14 protein-coding genes are annotated in these 16,173 nt (G+C 63.6%); 4 read left to right on the plus strand and 10 right to left on the minus strand.

What is annotated here, in order from left to right; genetic code table 11:
• Nucleotides 1-22 precede the first annotated feature (22 nt).
• From V1290_RS13975 to V1290_RS13985, 3 genes are all read right to left on the minus strand, one after another.
• Nucleotides 23-829 carry a lytic murein transglycosylase gene (locus V1290_RS13975; protein WP_334364949.1) on the minus strand — a complete coding sequence of 269 codons (807 nt, stop codon included), beginning with the start codon at nucleotides 827-829 and terminating at the stop codon, nucleotides 23-25.
• 183 nt (nucleotides 830-1,012) lie between these two features.
• Complete coding sequence (locus V1290_RS13980) at nucleotides 1,013-2,257, minus strand: IS4 family transposase (RefSeq protein WP_334368994.1); 1,245 nt, start codon at nucleotides 2,255-2,257, stop codon at nucleotides 1,013-1,015.
• A 261-nt stretch (nucleotides 2,258-2,518) separates the two neighbouring features.
• Nucleotides 2,519-3,310: a lytic murein transglycosylase gene (locus tag V1290_RS13985; RefSeq protein WP_334364950.1), complete on the minus strand. Its 792-nt coding sequence runs from the start codon at nucleotides 3,308-3,310 to the stop codon at nucleotides 2,519-2,521.
• A gap of 285 nt (nucleotides 3,311-3,595) precedes the next feature.
• Between V1290_RS13985 and V1290_RS13990 the strand changes: the two genes are divergently transcribed.
• Complete coding sequence (locus V1290_RS13990) at nucleotides 3,596-5,152, plus strand: hypothetical protein (RefSeq protein ID WP_334364951.1); 1,557 nt, start codon at nucleotides 3,596-3,598, stop codon at nucleotides 5,150-5,152.
• Here the strand turns inward: V1290_RS13990 and V1290_RS13995 are convergent.
• Nucleotides 5,115-6,068, minus strand: a complete 954-nt coding sequence (locus V1290_RS13995) for a DUF817 domain-containing protein (RefSeq protein ID WP_334364952.1) — start codon at nucleotides 6,066-6,068, stop codon at nucleotides 5,115-5,117. The genes V1290_RS13990 and V1290_RS13995 overlap by 38 nt on opposite strands.
• A 75-nt stretch (nucleotides 6,069-6,143) precedes the next feature.
• The gene (locus V1290_RS14000) at nucleotides 6,144-7,490 is read right to left on the minus strand and encodes an MFS transporter (protein WP_334369018.1); all 1,347 of its coding nucleotides are present in this window, start codon (nucleotides 7,488-7,490) and stop codon (nucleotides 6,144-6,146) included.
• A gap of 151 nt (nucleotides 7,491-7,641) precedes the next feature.
• Here V1290_RS14000 and V1290_RS14005 point away from each other — a divergent pair, with 151 nt between their 5' ends.
• Nucleotides 7,642-7,878: a hypothetical protein gene (locus tag V1290_RS14005; protein WP_334364953.1), complete on the plus strand. Its 237-nt coding sequence runs from the start codon at nucleotides 7,642-7,644 to the stop codon at nucleotides 7,876-7,878.
• A gap of 394 nt (nucleotides 7,879-8,272) precedes the next feature.
• Here V1290_RS14005 and rpoD read toward each other — a convergent pair whose 3' ends face one another.
• Both rpoD and dnaG read right to left on the minus strand, forming a co-directional pair.
• The gene (gene rpoD, locus V1290_RS14010; RefSeq protein WP_028350222.1) at nucleotides 8,273-10,384 is read right to left on the minus strand and encodes an RNA polymerase sigma factor RpoD; all 2,112 of its coding nucleotides are present in this window, start codon (nucleotides 10,382-10,384) and stop codon (nucleotides 8,273-8,275) included.
• 337 nt (nucleotides 10,385-10,721) lie between these two features.
• Complete coding sequence (gene dnaG / locus V1290_RS14015) at nucleotides 10,722-12,722, minus strand: DNA primase (protein WP_334364955.1); 2,001 nt, start codon at nucleotides 12,720-12,722, stop codon at nucleotides 10,722-10,724.
• 193 nt (nucleotides 12,723-12,915) lie between these two features.
• On the opposite strand from dnaG, the gene V1290_RS14020 reads away from it, so the two are divergent.
• Nucleotides 12,916-13,482: a chlorite dismutase family protein gene (locus V1290_RS14020; RefSeq protein ID WP_334364956.1), complete on the plus strand. Its 567-nt coding sequence runs from the start codon at nucleotides 12,916-12,918 to the stop codon at nucleotides 13,480-13,482.
• 6 nt (nucleotides 13,483-13,488) lie between these two features.
• Here the strand turns inward: V1290_RS14020 and V1290_RS14025 are convergent, their stop codons facing one another.
• The gene (locus V1290_RS14025) at nucleotides 13,489-13,887 is read right to left on the minus strand and encodes a gamma-glutamylcyclotransferase family protein (RefSeq protein ID WP_334364957.1); all 399 of its coding nucleotides are present in this window, start codon (nucleotides 13,885-13,887) and stop codon (nucleotides 13,489-13,491) included.
• Between the two features lie 153 nt (nucleotides 13,888-14,040).
• Between V1290_RS14025 and V1290_RS14030 the strand changes: the two genes are divergently transcribed.
• Complete coding sequence (locus V1290_RS14030) at nucleotides 14,041-14,892, plus strand: N-formylglutamate amidohydrolase (RefSeq protein ID WP_334364958.1); 852 nt, start codon at nucleotides 14,041-14,043, stop codon at nucleotides 14,890-14,892.
• 22 nt (nucleotides 14,893-14,914) lie between these two features.
• On the opposite strand, the gene V1290_RS14035 is transcribed toward V1290_RS14030, so the two are convergent.
• Both V1290_RS14035 and V1290_RS14040 read right to left on the minus strand, forming a co-directional pair.
• On the minus strand, nucleotides 14,915-15,532 hold the full coding sequence (locus V1290_RS14035) for a LysE family translocator (protein ID WP_334364960.1): 618 nt from the start codon (nucleotides 15,530-15,532) through the stop codon (nucleotides 14,915-14,917).
• Nucleotides 15,533-15,625: 93 nt separating this feature from the next.
• Nucleotides 15,626-16,171 (minus strand): hypothetical protein, encoded by a 546-nt coding sequence (locus V1290_RS14040; RefSeq protein ID WP_334364962.1) that lies wholly within the window; start codon nucleotides 16,169-16,171, stop codon nucleotides 15,626-15,628.
• Nucleotides 16,172-16,173 lie beyond the last annotated feature (2 nt).

Consider the following 16,173-nt stretch of genomic DNA (forward strand, 5'->3'; position numbering starts at 1 on the left):
TCGCCCGAGGCTTGCATCTTCGTCACCGCCCCGCCAGACGATCCGCAAAATACCCAATCGTCTTGCGGTAGATCGTCGCCCTGTTCCACTCCCGCATGGCTTCGAAATTCGCGGTGCCTTCGCCGTATGGCGCGCCGGGCTTGAAGCCCGACACGTGCAGCAGGTTCGCGGTGGAGGCGAGCACGTCGGGCACGCTGTGGCGCAGGTCGACATGGCCGTTGCCGTCGAAATCGACACCGTATTTGATGTAGGACGACGGCAAAAATTGCGTCTGGCCGATCTCGCCGGCGAAGGCGCCGATCAGGTCGCGCAGCGGGAGATCGCCGCGCTGCACGATCTTCAGCGCGGCCAGCAATTCGCCCTGAAACAGTTCGGTGCGGCGGCAATCATGGGCCATGGTCATCAGCGTGCGGACCACCGGCATCTTGCCGATGTCGCCCTTGCCGTAATCGCTCTCCAGCCCCCAGATCGCGACGATGATCTGCGGCGGCACACCGAACTTCTGCTCGATGCGGGCCAGCAGTGACGCGTGCCTCAGCAGCATCTGCCGCCCGATGTTGATGCGTCCGGGGCCGACGCGGGTCGAGACATATTGCTCGAACGTCTTGTTGAAGGTGCCGCGCTGGCGGCGGTCGAAAGCGAGCACCGCCGGATCCTGCGTGATGCCCGCGAACGCCTGACTGATCACCGCCTGCGACACTCCGGCCGCCTGCGCCTCCGCCGCCATCGCCGATACGAAGGTGTTGAAATCGCCGCCACAGCGGGCGGCGTAAGTGGGGGTGGAGAAGATGACGGCGCCGAGAAAAATGGCCCAACGAAATATGCGCATGCGAATCCCTTGTTGCGTCTCGGGCTAATCATGCCACGGGAAAGCGGCACACGAAACCTCGTCGTCCCCGCGCACGCGGGGACCCATACGCCGCGGCCGATATTGTTAAAGCGGACTGGTTGACGGCTTGGCTTCAACAATCGCCGCCTGTGGTTATGGGTCCCTGCGAACGCACTAGGGCATCTACACGCTTGCCGGGCCATATACGAGGAGTTGGAAGCGAGCCATTCCCATGTGGAAGGTGATTGGTCCAGGTGGGCGATGAGAGGCGTAACCGGTCCATCCGCCGAGCTTTGCGATGATCCATGCCGCCCAGGCGACAGTGTTGGGGCGATGGTGGTTCTTCTGGAGCTCGGTGCGGCCTTTCAGGGTTTTGTTGATGGCCTTGAGCGCTTCGATCTCGTCCGGCGTGAACACAAATTCGACCTGCAATTGTTCGCCGCCATTGCGGGCTTGAACGAGCTGGATGACGATACATGCTACTCTGGTGGCGATCGCCACGAGTTTGATCAGGCCTTCAGCGCTGTCGAGCTGACTATCCTCGATGCGCAGACCCTGGCTCTTCAGCGAGCGAAAGAGCTGTTCGATGATCCAGCGCTGCTTGTACCAGGAGACGATCCGCCAGGCATCGGCGGCGGTGACGACCGGATGAGTGGTCAGGAGCAACCAATGAATGGGCTTGGCGCTCTTCGGGGGGTGCAACTCGACGACCTCCACGAAGCTGACTTTGACGCCCTGTGGCAGGTCTTTCACGCCGGGGCGCTGCGGTCGTTTGAGCACAACGGTTCCCAGGCGCATGGAGAGGTGGGCCTGGCGACCGTGGCGATCCATTCGCTTTGGTAGATCGATCACCGCCTTGTCGCAGAAGCGGGCCCGCGCGACCGCCTGATAAAGCGTGCCGCCATCGACCAGCGCATGGTCGTGCATGGCGCGCGACAGGAGGTGGACATTGTCAGCGGGTGTCAGCGACCAGTGAGCAAAGAAATCCCCCTCGCGGTCGTTGACGACGGTGATCATACGAGCAGCGACCAGAACCTCGCAGCCTTGCTTAGCCGTCGTCACCCAGCGCGCCGATTCCTTGTCGGCCAAGGCGCGCTTCTCGTGAGCGATCCTGGCCTTGCGCTTGCGCGTCCACACCTCACCGCCGGTGAGCCCGAGACAGACCCCGCTATCGGCATCGACCGCCATCATGGCATGCAGCAGCACGCCGCGAGCATTGCCTTTGCCGACCTTGCCCAAGTCGCGCCGATGTCCCGGACGAGTGTGGAAGTTGATCTCGCTGGTGTCCTGGATCGACAGCACATGACGCCCGCTGACCGCCATCGACGTCTGCAGGCTCCAGCCTTCAATCAGCTTGTCGATCGTGACTTGCGGATTGTTCACAAACCGCCAGAACGCCATGTTCGCGGCCCAGTTGCCCTGCGCCATCTGGCGCAAACAGACACTGCGCGTGCAAAGCATAGCCCGGAGAAGCGCCGCCCCCTTTTATCGAGGCGAACGTCTCCAAACTTACCCAGGGACAAATCCGGTTCCTGCTGCATCTCTGGCGCTCCTTCGAATCAAAGCGCCAGAGAGAGAATCATACAAAACGCTGCGGCGAACGCACATCATGCCGCCCCGAGTCAATCTGTCGCGTCCCCAAGACGTGTAGATGCCCTAGTGCGTGCGCAGGGACGCCGCAACTGGCCGCTACTCCCCACCATCAATCTGGCGGCCCATCAGCGCGATCGCCTTCTGATAGACGCCCGCGGCATTCCAGGCCTGGATGGCCGCAAAATTCGGCTCGCCCGGCTGATAGCCGGCGCCCGCGCGCCAGCCATGCGCCTTCAAAAAGTTCGCGGTCGACATCAGCGCGTTGGCCGAGTTTTCGAGATTGCCGGTACCGTAAGCCAAAATGGCCTTTGGCATGAACTGCGTCTGGCCGACCTCGCCATGCATCGAGCCGCGCTGGCTGGCAGAGAGCGCGCCGCGATCGATCAATTGCAGCGCCGCGTAGAGGTGCTCGGTGAAATAGGCCGAGCGCCGGCAGTCATAGGCGAGCGTCGCGATCGAGGCGAGCATGTTCTGATTGCCGCGCTGGCTGCCGAACCCGGTCTCCATCCCCCAGATCGCAAGCAGCGGCCCCGGCGGCACGCCATAGCGGCTCTGAATGGAGGCAAACAGCGCGGCCTGCGATTGCTTGAGCTGCCTCCCCCTCGCGACGATGGTGGTGGCCCCGCGCTTCGCCAGAAACTGATCGAGCGAGAGATTGAAACTGCGCTGGCCGCGGTCGGCATTGATGGTCGCTTGCGCATAGTTCGTCGCCATCAGGGCGGAGATTGTGGAGGCGCCGATGCCCTTGGCCTGCGCTTCGGCGGCGAATTGCTGCTTCCAGGCGGCGTAGCCAGCGGACGAGCTGCCGCATTGGGCGGCGTGGGCGTGGGGGCTTAAGGACGCGAACAATGCGACGGTGGCGCTGAAAGCAAATGCGATACGAAGCATGGAAAGACCATTCCTGAGAGAGCACTGCAAGTACGCATCGGTTTCTAGCACGTCCTCAGCCGCGCTTCGAGAGTTGCGGCAGATGCATGGGCAGAATCTGCTAGCCCTTGGCCATCTCGAAAACGGCCATGATTGCGACTAATTTGAATCGATCGATATGCCGGCCGTTCGTTGAACCGCCGCGTCGAATTGGTGGCGCTGTAACGCCAACGCGTGGGCCGACGCCCGCCTTGGCGCTTCCCAGGGACAATGGCCATGCCCAGGTCCAGTGGTTTAAAAGTCGGAATGGCAATTGTGATCGCCGCGCTCTTGGCAAGCCAGAATGCGGCCGCCCAGGCGCCAACGCTTTCCATCGACCCTTCACGATTGCCCCGTCTCGGCACCATCGACGAACGCTTTCAATCGTACAATGTAGAAATGGTCGAGGTCACCGGCGGACGGTTCTGGAAACCCTACAGGACGAGTGCCTCGGCGCCATCTGCTCGGGGCGCCGGTAACGCCGAAAATGTCCCGGCGGGCGTGAACCCCGATCACTACGCGTATCGGGCGCCGATCGACCTGTCGAACCGCCGGCTGCGTATCTTGGCGGCCGCGCTGGCCCCCGCCTACCTGCGCGTCAGCGGCACCTGGGCCAATAGCACCTACTTTGCAGAAAGCGATGCGACGCCTGCGACGCCGCCTGACGGCTTCCGCGCGGTGCTGAGCCGCGAGCGCTGGAAAAGCGTGATCGACTTTGCCCGCGCCGTCAGCGCAGAAATCGTGACGTCGATGGCCATAAGCCCCGGTGTCCGGGACGCAGCAGGCCGATGGCGGAGCGATCAGGCGCGTCGGTTGTTCGCCTACACCAGATCTATCGGCGGCAGAATTGCCGCCACCGAGTTCATGAACGAGCCGACGCTGGCCGCCATGGGGCGCGCGCCGAAAGGATACGATGCGGCGGCCTACGGGCGGGACTTTAAAGCCTTTGTTGCTTTCATCAGGGCCAGCGAACCGGATGTGATCGTTCTGGGCCCCGGTTCGATCGGCGAGACAACGGCGTCACAATCGCCCCCGCAATCCAGCTCCGATTTTCTTGGTACGCGGGATCTGCTTGCTGCATCCGGTCCCGGCATCGATGCTTTTTCCTATCATCACTACGGCGCCCTCTCGCAACGATGCTCCGGGATTCCGGGCCAGACCACACCAGAGGCCGCACTTTCGGAAAGCTGGCTTAAGAGCACGGAGCAAACGCTCTCGTTCTACCGATCGCTCCGGGACGAGTTTGCGCCTGACAAGCCGATGTGGCTGACCGAAACCGCCGAGGCCGCCTGCGGCGGCAATCCCTGGGCTTCCACTTTCCTCGATACGTTCCGATATCTCGATCAACTTGGCCGGCTTGCCAGGGCCGGCGTCCAGATGGTGGCGCACAACACGCTGGCGGCCAGCGACTACGGCCTGCTTGACGAGACGACGTTGCGACCGCGACCAGACTACTGGGCGGCGCTGCTTTGGCGCAGACTGATGGGCACGACCGTTCTCGACGCCGGCGTGCACGCTGGCGTGCACCTCTACGCGCATTGCCGACGAGGCATGCGTGGCGCCGTCACACTGCTCGCCATCAATACGGACAAGACGAGCGCCGCAAAGCTGCGATTGCCCGCGGCCAGCGAGCGTTACACGCTGTCGGCGGATCATCTACAAAGCGCCGGCGTGAAGCTGAATGGAACGGTTTTGGAGCTCGGCCCAAATGACGATCTTCCGCCGCTTGCCGCGGTGACATCGCCGTCGGGTTCGATCGAGATTCGGCCGGCCACGATTGTTTTCCTCACGGTCGGGGATGCCAAGAATCCGGCATGCGCTTGAATTTCCTGCGGATGCCGGTCGCACGCTTGCGCGGCGGATTGATCAGGCTCACCAGCGTGTAGCTGATGATCAGCAGCAAAAACCATGATCCGAGCTTGCCGACGGACACCATCGACCAGCCGTGCCGCTGTGACGGATAGAGCCAGATTCTGGTGAACGTGCCGATGTTCTCCGAAAGCCAGATGAAGAGCGAGACCAGCACGAGCCCGAGCAGCAGCGGCATCGAACGGTGATCATGCCAAACCTTGAAGTAGACGCGAGTGTGCAAGAGCAGCCAGGCGGCCCAGGCGAACAGCAGCCAGCGCAGGTCGATCATGTAGTGGTGGCTGAAGAAGTTGACGTAGATCGCGATGCTGAGCACGACCATCGCGAGGCGCTGCGGATGACCGGTGAACTCGAAATCGAATAGCCGCCACGCGCGGCAGAGATAACTGCCGATGCAGGAATACATGAAGCCGGAGAACAGCGGCACGCCGCCGATCCGGAAGAAATTGGGCTCCGGATAGATCCAGGAGCCAACAGAGGTCTTGAAGATTTCCATCGCCGTTCCGACGACGTGATAGATCAGGATCACCTTCGCTTCCTCAAGAGTCTCGAGCCGGCCCGCGAGCAGCGCGGCCTGAACGGCGATCATGCAGAGAAACAGAAGGTCGTAGCGGGCAAGCGGCGCGCTTGCCGGATAGAAGAGCCAGGTTGCGACCATCAGGAAAACGGCGATGCCGCCGAACAGGCAGGCCCATGCCTGCTTCACGCCAAAGCGGAGGAATTCGTAAAGCGCTGAAGTCCAGCGACGGCGGGCCATGAAGCGGCCGAGCCGACGCTCGCCCGCGATGAAAGGGCGCAGCGGCGGCCAGATCGCGGCGGCGCTTGGGTTGGGATGCGGGGAAACGGCAGGCGCTTTTGCGAGGTCATGCACGCGGCGGAGCGTGGCTAGGGATCACGATCAAAGCTGGGCAAAGATTTGCAGATTTCGCCGAGATAAAGTGCAGTTTCATTCTGCGTTCAGCCGAAGGCAGAGCATGGCGCTCGCCAGCGCTGAAATGCCTAGCAGCACCAGCACGCCGGGAAATCCGGTCAGCGCGAAGACGATACCGCCAAAGGTCACCCCGACCGTGCCGCCGAGAAAGCTGCACGAATTGAGCATGCCGGAGCCCTTTCCCGCCTGCAGTGGTGGCAGTGTCGCAAGTCCGAGTCGCGGCGCCGATGCGTAGACAAGTGCTATCCCTGCGCCGGCGACAAACAGGCCGGGCATCAGCAGCGCGAACGTTGCGTTCGTCTGAAACGACAACCAGATGATGGCGCAGCCGACGGCGAGGAGGAGCGATCCGCCTGTCAGCATGCGCCGCATACCGATCCTCGTTGCAATCAAGGGAGCCGCGCGCGCGAAGGCAAACAGCGCAATCGAGAGCGGCACAAGGGAAAGGCCCGCCGCTACGGCGGACATGCCAAGCCCATCAACGGCCTGCGCAAAGAGGTTGTAGTAAAGCAGCAGCGTCATGATGTCGAACATCACGAGAAACAAGAGGCCGGCGGCAATCGCGAAATTCCGGTTCGCGAACAGGCCGAAGTCGACCAGCGGCTGAGGGCGCCGCGTCTCCGTCCGCAGCAATAGAGGAAACGCGATCACCGCCAGCGCAAGCGGGACGATGGCAGACAGCGGGTTGGTGCGGACATGTGCCAACGCCTGCAATCCCGATATCAGCGTCACCATGAAGAGTGCGAGAAGGCCAAGTCCGCCCCAGTCCATCGAAATCGCGCGCCGGCCGCCGGCGCCGGGATGCCGCAGCAGCATCAGGCCGGCGGGCACCATCGCAATGACGTTCAGCCAGAAGATGAAGCGCCAGCCCGCGTAATGCGTCACGGCTCCGCCGACGAGCGGCCCGATGCTGAAGCCGAGCATCAGAAAACCGGTCCAGGCGCCGATCGCCTCCGGGCGCCGCTCGTCAGGTGCGGCTTCGGTCACCGCCGCAAGCGTGCCGGCCACGGCAAACGCGGCTCCCAGCCCTTGCAGCGCCCGCGCGCCGACCACCACGAAGCCGGCCGGCGCCAGCGCGATGAGCAGCGACGCAAGTGCGAACACGGCGATGCCGGCAATCGAGGACCTTTGCGCGCCGAGCTGATCCGCCGCGCCGCCGCCGACAATGATGAAGATGGCGGCGGTCAGGAGATAGGCATTGACCACCCATTCGAGCTCCGCCGGACCAAGCTGCAGGCTGCCCTTCATGTCGGGAAGCGCCGCCATGATCGCCGTGCTGTTGTCGCCCACCCCCAGCATGGCAAGGCAGCAGGCCATCAGCACCGGTCCGAGGTCGCTCTTGGTGTTGGAGGCTGCCGGCATCACCAATGCCCTTTCCGCTTGTTCCAGGCGAACAGTATGCCGGCAAGGCGGTTATAGACAAATCGCCTCACCGGCGTGGCCGCGGGGCAGATCGGCGCGCAGCGAGGGTGATTTGCTTTGACAGCGGCGGCTCTATCGAGGACAAGCCCGCATGGCCAAGAAACCCGGGACCAATCCCAAAGGCGAGTTCGCCTTTTTCAATGTCGTCTATGAAGACGACTCGCAACGCTCCAACCGGCGCGTGCCTTCAGAGCTGCTCGGCGGGCTCGACGGCGACGAGCCGGCGCGCGGATACATCATGGAGCAGGACCGCGAAATCGCCGAGAAATCCGGCCGCGCGCCCCTGGCGATCAAGAGCATCAGCCGGGTTGGGGCGAAGAAGAAGTAGGCTCGCAGGCAAGGCCCGATTGCATCAACCAACGTCGCGATCGTCGGAGAGCGGTGTTGTCCACGTGCTCAACTACCAGCGGAGCAAGCGGCACCCCCTCCCTAACCCTCTCCCGCAAGGGGAGAGGGAACCCTACCGCCGATGCGTCCCTGACTCGTGCCAATCACATCAGGGATAGCCAAGATGTGAGGTGAGCAGACTGGTACGGCTCCCTCCCCCTTGCGGGGCAGGGTGGGGAGAGGGGTGGCCCCGGGCGCTGGCGTGAGAATTTGGCGCGACCTCAGCAAACAAAAACGGCGGGCTTTCGCCCGCCGTTCTTTGTCGATGGATCCCCCGGGATCCTGTCTTCGCCGAGGCTTCGCCGAGCAAGCAAGTCCGGCAATGACAGGCAGTACTAGTTATCGAGGAAGCTCCGCAGCTTCCGGCTTCTTGACGGATGCTTCAGCTTGCGCAGCGCCTTGGCTTCGATCTGGCGGATGCGCTCTCTCGTGACCGAGAACTGCTGGCCGACTTCTTCCAGCGTGTGGTCGGTGTTCATGCCGATACCGAAGCGCATGCGGAGCACGCGTTCTTCGCGCGGGGTGAGCGAGGCCAGGACCCGCGTGGTGGTTTCGCGCAGGTTGGACTGGATCGCCGCATCGATGGGCAGGATCGCGTTCTTGTCCTCGATGAAATCGCCGAGGTGTGAGTCTTCCTCGTCGCCGACAGGCGTCTCCAGCGAGAGCGGCTCTTTTGCGATCTTCAGGACCTTGCGGACCTTCTCCAGGGGCATGCCGAGCTTTTCGGCGAGCTCTTCCGGCGTCGGCTCGCGGCCGATCTCGTTGAGCATCTGGCGGCTCGTGCGCACGATCTTGTTGATGGTCTCGATCATGTGCACGGGGATGCGGATGGTGCGGGCCTGGTCGGCGATCGAGCGCGTGATCGCCTGCCGGATCCACCACGTGGCGTAGGTCGAGAACTTGTAGCCGCGGCGATACTCGAACTTGTCGACCGCCTTCATCAACCCGATGTTGCCTTCCTGGATCAGGTCGAGGAACTGCAGGCCGCGGTTGGTGTACTTCTTGGCGATCGAGATCACGAGACGCAGGTTGGCCTCGACCATTTCCTTCTTGGCCTGGCGCGCCTCGCGCTCGCCCTTCTGCACGCCGTGCACGATCTTGCGGAATTCGCCGATCTCAAGACCCGTCAGCGCCGCCAGCGACTGGATCTCGTGGCGCAGCTCCTTGATGCGGTCCTTCTCGTGATGGACGAAATTCTTCCAGCCCTTGGCCGACAATTTCGAGACGCGGTTGAGCCAGCGCGGATCGAGCTCCGAGCCCTGGTAGTTGCGCAAAAAGTCTTCGCGTGCGACGCCGTGGCTGTCGCCGAGGCGCAAGAGGCGGCCTTCGAACGAGACCAGCTTCTTGTTGATGTCGTAGAGCTGCTCGACGAGGCTGTCGATGCGGGCCTGGTTCAGGCGAAGCGACTTCACCTCGACGATGATCTCGTCCTTCAGCTTCTTGTACTTGCGCTCCTGCGAGGGCGAGAGCGACTCGCTCTGAAGCTGGTTGGCGATGTCCTGCTCCTGAAGACGCCGCAGCTTCTTGTATTCGGAGGCGATCTTGTCGAAGGTCTCGACTACCTTCGGCTTCAGCTCGGCCTCGATCGCGGCCAGCGACATCTGGTTTTCGAACTCGTCGTCATCCATGTCGCCTTCGGCGGCGGCTTCCGCCGGATCCTTCTCTTCCGTCTCCACATCGCCCGCGGGCGCTGCGCGGAACGGGGTCGCCGACGGGGGAGCAGCCGGCGGCGCGACATGCGCGGGCGCGGCCTCGCCGTTGGCGGCCTGGCCGTCGCCCGCGGGGGCGGCGATCATTGCCGGGTTCATGTTGTTCTTGGCGTCGGGGCCAGCATAGGTGGCTTCGAGATCGATGATGTCGCGAAGGAAGATCTTTCCTTCGTTGAGCTCATCGCGCCAGATGATGATGGCCTGGAAGGTCAAGGGGCTTTCGCAGAGACCCGCGATCATCGCCTCGCGGCCGGCCTCGATGCGTTTCGCAATCGCGATTTCGCCTTCGCGCGACAGCAATTCCACCGTGCCCATCTCGCGCAGATACATGCGGACGGGATCGTCGGTGCGCTCGCCGGGTTCGGATTTCTTGACCTCGGTGACAGCCTTCGCCGTGACCTCGACAAGCTCGTTGTCGGTGTCGTCGTCGGCCTCTTCCTTCTCGGCCTCTTCATCGGCCTCTTCGGCCTCGGAGACGTTGATGCCCATGTCCGAGAGCATCGACATGATGTCCTCGATCTGCTCCGGCGAGGTGGTGTCGGAGGGCAAGACTTCGTTGAGCTGATCGAAGGTCACGAAGCCGCGCTTCTTGGCCTGCTTGATCATCTTCTTGACCGCGGCATCCGTCAGGTCGAGCAACGGCGACGGCGCGTCGGGGCTATCCTTCTCAGGGGCGTCCGCTGCCTTGTCGTCTTTTTCCTTGTCCTTAACCTGCAGCGTCTTTGCCTTGGTGGCCATTCATCAAGCTCCCGAAACGCGCTTCATGCGGGCGTGCGTCGCCGCCCGCGCTCTTCAACTCAATTCGTTCGAGATGACGTCGTTCGATCGTCACCTTGCTCTGTTCATTCGCCTTCGCATGATCGGTCGAAAGCGGCACCCGCTTTTCCGCACCATGGTTACGACGCGCAAAGGGCGGCGCAGACCATCGCCACCCCTGCCTTCCGCATCACCGGTTCTGTCTTTCGTAGCCCGAAGGCCCTTAAGCTTTGCTTAACCCTGTTTTTGCCGCCAAATCATGGATTTGGCGAGTCTTTTCGCGGGCTCGGCCAAGGCCTTCCGCATCATTTTTTAACCGTCAAACGCTTTTGCGGAACCGGCCCGAAAGCTCGCCAAAACCCTCAATCAGGGCCTCGGTGCCATCGAGGGAGTCCAGCCGGGCGCCGACATCCTTCAGCCACGCCAGATTGGCCTCGCTGGTCTCCTCGGCCAATGCCAGTTCGGCATCTTTCTTCTCCCTAAGTAGGGCGTGCGTTTTCTGATGCAAGACAACGAGTTGCTGCCAAGTGGCCAAAACGTCCTCGCGCGCCGCGCCGGGGCGGGCGGCCCACACCGCCACCGTCGTGATCGCTCGCTCAACCCGTTGAAGAACCTCGCCTAATCCACGCGCTTCGAGATCCGCGCGCATTTTCTCGGCCTGCTCCTCGACGTCGGGAGAATGATGATGGTCGTTGGCGAAGGCCGTAATAATACCGGCGCGGAGCTTGGTGGCCTCGGGATGCGCCAGTTCCAGCATAGCCACCTCCTCCAGATGGTCGTGCAGCAGCCAAGGGTGGTTAATCAGGGATTGCAGGATCAAGGCCTCGCGGCGGGACATCGCGCTGCGCTGGCCGCGCATGATCGGGCTGGTCGCAAGCTGGGGGCTCGCCGCCTGGTAGGGGCCGGGGGCGATTCCTGAAGTTATCCCCAGCGGGCGGCCGCGGGGGGCGAATCGGCCGGCCGGGCTCGCTCCGCGCGGGGCAAACGCGCGGGGTGATTCGGGGCGGCCGGGCCGGTAATTACCGCGGCCGTAACCGCCGCGGCCGGCATCGGGCGCAAAGGTGCGCTGCAGGCGCTCGGCGAGATCCTGGCGATAGTAGCGACGCACGACCTCGTCGCGGATGCCGTTAGAGAGTTCGTTGATCCGCGCTTCCAGCGCGGCGCGCCGTTCGGGAGTCGCAAACGTGCCGCCTTCGATCTCGCGCGACCAGATCATGTCGGCGAGCCCGCGCGCGGCGCCGATCACCTCCTCGATCGCAACCCGGCCCCCGGTGCGGGCGAGGTCATCGGGGTCCTGTCCCTCCGGCAGCAGCGCGAAGCGCAGGCTTTTGCCGGGCGCGAGATTGGGCAGCGCCAAGTCGGCGGCGCGGTACGCTGCTTTTCGCCCGGCGCGATCGCCGTCGAAGCAGAGGATCGGCTCGTCCGCCATCTTCCAGAGCAGTGCGAGCTGGTTTTCGGTGAGCGCGGTGCCGAGCGGGGCGACGGCGCCGGCAAAGCCTGCGGTGACCATGGCGATGACATCGACATAGCCTTCGACCACGATCAGTGGCGAGCCGTCATGCGCCGCCTGTCGCGCGGGGCCAAGGTTGTAGAGATTGTCGCCCTTGTGAAACAGCGGGGTTTCCGGCGAGTTCAAATATTTTGCCGAAACGTCCTTTTCCAGCGCGCGGCCGCCGAAGGCGATGACGCGGCCTCTGGCGTCGGCGATCGGAAACATCACGCGGTCGCGGAAGCGGTCGTAAGGAACGGGAATATCGTCGCCGCCGACGAGCAGCCCCGCTTCCACCATGTCCTCGGTGGAAATGCCCTGCGCGCCCAGATGCTCCTTCAGCGCAAAACGCTCGCCCGGGGCATAGCCGAGGCGAAACTGCAATTGCGTCGCCGACGAAATGCCACGGTCGCCGAGATAGCCGCGCGCCTTGGCGCCGTTGCGTGAGGCCAGCGTATCGGCAAAGAATTTTGCCGCGAGTTCCATCACGTCATGCAGCGTCTTGCGGCGCTGCTCGTGGCGCGCGGCATCTGGCGTTGCCGCCGGCAACGGCAGGCCGGCCATGGCGGCGAGGCGCTCGACAGCCTCCGGAAACGAGACGCCTTCCGTCTCCATGACGAAGTCGAAAATATTGCCGTGCTTTCCGGTCGAGAAGCAGTGATAAAACTGCTTCTGGTCGTTGACCGTGAAAGAGGGTGTCTTCTCCTGTTGGAACGGCGACAGCCCCTTAAACTCCCGCCCCGCTCTCTTCAGCTTGACGCGCCGGCCCACGACTTCCGAAACTGAAAGCCGGGCGCGCAGTTCGTCGAGAAATTGGGGCGTGAAGCGCATGGGTGGAGTTTTGCCGAGTCGTAGGGCCGTGCCAACCGACCATGGATATAGGGCCGGGCCGCTAAAAGGCGAAGTCGGCCGGATTTCTCGCCGCTATTCACAGCCCCATCCGTCATTCTGGGGCGTCCGAAGGACGAACGCGGAATGACGGAGACAGCTTGAATCGCCGCCGGTTCCGCGCTTCCATAGCCGCATGTTCGCGATCTTCCGGGGTGGCAGGAGCGGGGCGTGGCGGGTGACGCGGTTTGCGCCGGTCAAGGGCGCGTCGCTTTCGCCGACGCCTTCGCTGTCGGTCGTGCATTCCCTGTCGATCACGCTGCCGATCCTGCCCTCGCCGACCTCGTGGCGGCTCGCCGGCTTCGCCAGCCATCTGCGCTATACCGAGCGCGCCGAGAAGACGCAGCTTGACGCCGTGCGGGCCGAGATCGGCCGACCTGAGGCAACCTTTGCGGCGCTGATCCCGATCAAGAAATCGGCGGCGTGGTGGGAGCTGACGCAGGAGGAGCGGCGGCAGATCTTTGAGGATAGATCCCACCACATCGCCGACAGCCTGAAATACCTGCCGGCGATCGCCCGCCAGCTTTATCACAGCCGGGACCTCGGCGAGCCCTTCGACTTCCTGACCTGGTTCGAATACGCGCCCGCACATGCGGAGGCATTCGAGGAGCTGGTTCGCACGCTGCGCGCGACCGAGGAATGGCGCTATGTCGAGCGCGAGGTGGATATCCGGCTGGAGCGCGAGCGGCTGGATGCGGGCTGACTCGTCCTACATCTCCAGAAACTTCCCCGAGGCGATGCGCGGCAAGCCGGCGACCGGCCAGTTGTAGACATAGGTCCACGCCTCGCCGGCGGTGCCGTCTTGCAGCGACAGCGGCAGCATGCGGCGGATGTATTCGGTCGGTTCCGGAAACCCGGCGCCACAGGCCTCATACATGTCGAACTCGGCCAGCAACGCGTCGCGATCGCGCAAACGATAGAGCTCACCGAACACGACGTCGTTGGCGTCATCCGACAGCACCAGCCCCGGATAATGCTTGATGAGATAAAGCCGGCCGCGGCAGGTGGCGGTGCCCAAAAAATCCGCACTACGCGACAATAGCTGCGCCATCGGATGGTCGAAGCCGCGCATCAGCGTGCCGTAGACGAACAGTCGATCTGAAATCATGGAATTTCTATGTCATTGCGCGCGAAGCGATGCAATCCGCCGGGCGGCCTGTCGCCGAAACGGCGTTGTGGGGAAGCATCCGGAGCGCATCGTCAACGATCATCGATTCTGATACGTCTCATCGAGCAGCAACGCTCTCCCGAGGGAACTACGTTGAACGACGCCGCCGGCCCCGCCCTGCTCCTCAGCGCCGAGGATGTTCCTCCGGTCCACGAATACAACACCGCAGGCCGCTCGCCCTTTCTGCTCACATGCGACCATTATGGAAGACTCATTCCGCGCGTGCTCGGCGACCTCGGCCTGCCCGAGAGCGAACTGACACGCCATATCGCCTGGGACATCGGAATTGCCGGCGTCGCGGAAGCGCTCTCAAAGCATCTCGATGCCCATCTGATCGTGCAGCGTTACTCACGGCTCGTCGTCGACTGCAACCGCCCGCCGCACGTCGCAAGCTCGATCCCACGCATCAGCGAGGCGACCACGATCCCCGGCAATGAAGGCATTTCGCGCGAGGCCGCCGCGATACGGCGGGCGCAGATCTTCGATCCCTACCACCGGCGCATCGACGAGATCATCGACCAGCGCGGAAACGCTGCCATGCCGACGGTGCTGGTATCGCTGCACAGTTTCACGCCGGTCTATGCCGGGATTGCACGACCCTGGCATATCGGCACGCTCTACCACCGCGACAAGCATCTGCCGCCGCGCTTGCTGCAAGCGTTGCGCGCCGAGGGCGATCTGGTGGTTGGCGACAACGAGCCTTATGCGGTCAGCGACGAGACCGACTACACGATCCCCGTGCATGGCGAGGCGCGCGGGCTGATGAATACAGGGATCGAAATCCGTCAGGATTTGATCTCGGATCCCGCCGGCGAGAAAGCCTGGGCGGATCGCCTGGCGCGGATACTTGGGGAAATTGGGGAGATGTTGCGCAAGCAGCAATTGATCGCGTCTCGCCAAGGCGAAGGTCGCGTTCCCTTGCAACTCGCGGCCGATCGGGACTAGCTACATCGCTTGGACCGCGAGCTCACCGCGCCCGCGTCAGTGCCAGCCAGATGCCGCCGCCGATCATGAAGCCGCCGGAGACGCGCGACACCAGCCGCGTCCGCTGCTTGGAGAAGAACATTCGCGCGCGTCCGGCCAGCAGCGCGTAGACCGCGTCGGTCGATGCCGCGATCATCATGAAGGTGACGCCGAGCAGCGCTACCTGCGGGAAGTGGTCCTTCTCCATATCCATGAACTGCGGAATGAACGCGCCGAAGAACACCAGCACCTTCGGATTGGAGAGCAGGACCAGCAGCCCCTGCAGAAAGAAGCCGCCGCGCGGCGGCGGTGGCGGCTCGTCGGCGTTGACGCCTTCGGCAGGCTGCCAGATCAGCTTGATGCCGAGCCATATCAGATAGGCAGCGCCGGCAAAGCGCACCCAGTCGAACCAGTAGCCCATCGTCGCCATCAGCGACGTCAGCCCGACCGCGACGATGCCGATCACGATGGCGAGGCCAGTTTGCGCGCCGGCGCAATTGATCAGCGCCGCGCGGGTGCCGTGCCGCAGGCCGTTCGCGATCAGCAGCGTGACGACGGGACCCGGCAACAGCGCGAGCGCAATGCAGGCGGCGACAAAGGCGAGATAGACCTGAAGGGACATGCGAGAACTCGGTGGGAGAGCGGGTACGTCATTATGCATGCGGGGGCGAAAGATGGAAGCCGCGCTTCCTGCTCCCTCTCCCCGTCTCAACCGTCATCGCCCCTCCATCGCGGCCATCATCCAGCGCGTCATTTCGCGGGTCGCCAGCAACGCCAGCGCCGCGCGCCGCGTTTCCCACGCGTCACCGTTACCGTGCGCGACGGCAACGAGGAGGTCGCAGCGGCGCGAGACGGCAATGCCGATGGCAGCGCGCCGCGAACCATCGGATGGTTTGAGATCATAGGCCCTGGTCCGCCCGGCCATATCGGCGACCTGCACGACCTCGCCCGGCGCGAGCGGCACGAAATATTGGCTGATCAAATCAACATCCGCGACGCGGTCGACTTCGTCGTCGTCGGCGACGCCGCGGTCGCAGTTGCAGAAGCCGATTTTCGGCCGAACGTATACCTCGATGCCGTCACCACACGACGCGCCGCGGCAACGAAAGGCGCGTCCCGCGGGCCAGCCATCGCGCGGGAACGACCAGGCGATCTCCTGCCACGAGCCTTTCTGTTCGCCTTGCTGTTCGTCTTTCTGTTCACCTTGGCGCGGCACGATGTGCTGGTAGGCCGCGGCGCCCGACAACGCACCGAGCGCCACGG

The sequence above is a fragment of the Bradyrhizobium sp. AZCC 1578 genome (assembly GCF_036924675.1).
Lineage (GTDB): Bacteria > Pseudomonadota > Alphaproteobacteria > Rhizobiales > Xanthobacteraceae > Bradyrhizobium.

Bases quoted from the DNA above. Each gene is read 5' to 3' on its own strand.
- V1290_RS13985 (WP_334364950.1), bottom strand. From the start codon at position 3,310: ATGCTTCGTATCGCATTTGCTTTCAGCGCCACCGTCGCATTGTTCGCG.
- V1290_RS14020 (WP_334364956.1), top strand. From the start codon at position 12,916: ATGTTCGCGATCTTCCGGGGTGGCAGGAGCGGGGCGTGGCGGGTGACG.
- V1290_RS13990 (WP_334364951.1), top strand. From the start codon at position 3,596: ATGGCAATTGTGATCGCCGCGCTCTTGGCAAGCCAGAATGCGGCCGCC.
- V1290_RS14000 (WP_334369018.1), bottom strand. From the start codon at position 7,490: ATGCCGGCAGCCTCCAACACCAAGAGCGACCTCGGACCGGTGCTGATG.
- V1290_RS14005 (WP_334364953.1), top strand. From the start codon at position 7,642: ATGGCCAAGAAACCCGGGACCAATCCCAAAGGCGAGTTCGCCTTTTTC.
- dnaG (WP_334364955.1), bottom strand. From the start codon at position 12,722: ATGCGCTTCACGCCCCAATTTCTCGACGAACTGCGCGCCCGGCTTTCA.
- V1290_RS13975 (WP_334364949.1), bottom strand. From the start codon at position 829: ATGCGCATATTTCGTTGGGCCATTTTTCTCGGCGCCGTCATCTTCTCC.
- V1290_RS13980 (WP_334368994.1), bottom strand. From the start codon at position 2,257: ATGGCGCAGGGCAACTGGGCCGCGAACATGGCGTTCTGGCGGTTTGTG.
- V1290_RS14035 (WP_334364960.1), bottom strand. From the start codon at position 15,532: ATGTCCCTTCAGGTCTATCTCGCCTTTGTCGCCGCCTGCATTGCGCTC.
- rpoD (WP_028350222.1), bottom strand. From the start codon at position 10,384: ATGGCCACCAAGGCAAAGACGCTGCAGGTTAAGGACAAGGAAAAAGAC.
- V1290_RS14025 (WP_334364957.1), bottom strand. From the start codon at position 13,887: ATGATTTCAGATCGACTGTTCGTCTACGGCACGCTGATGCGCGGCTTC.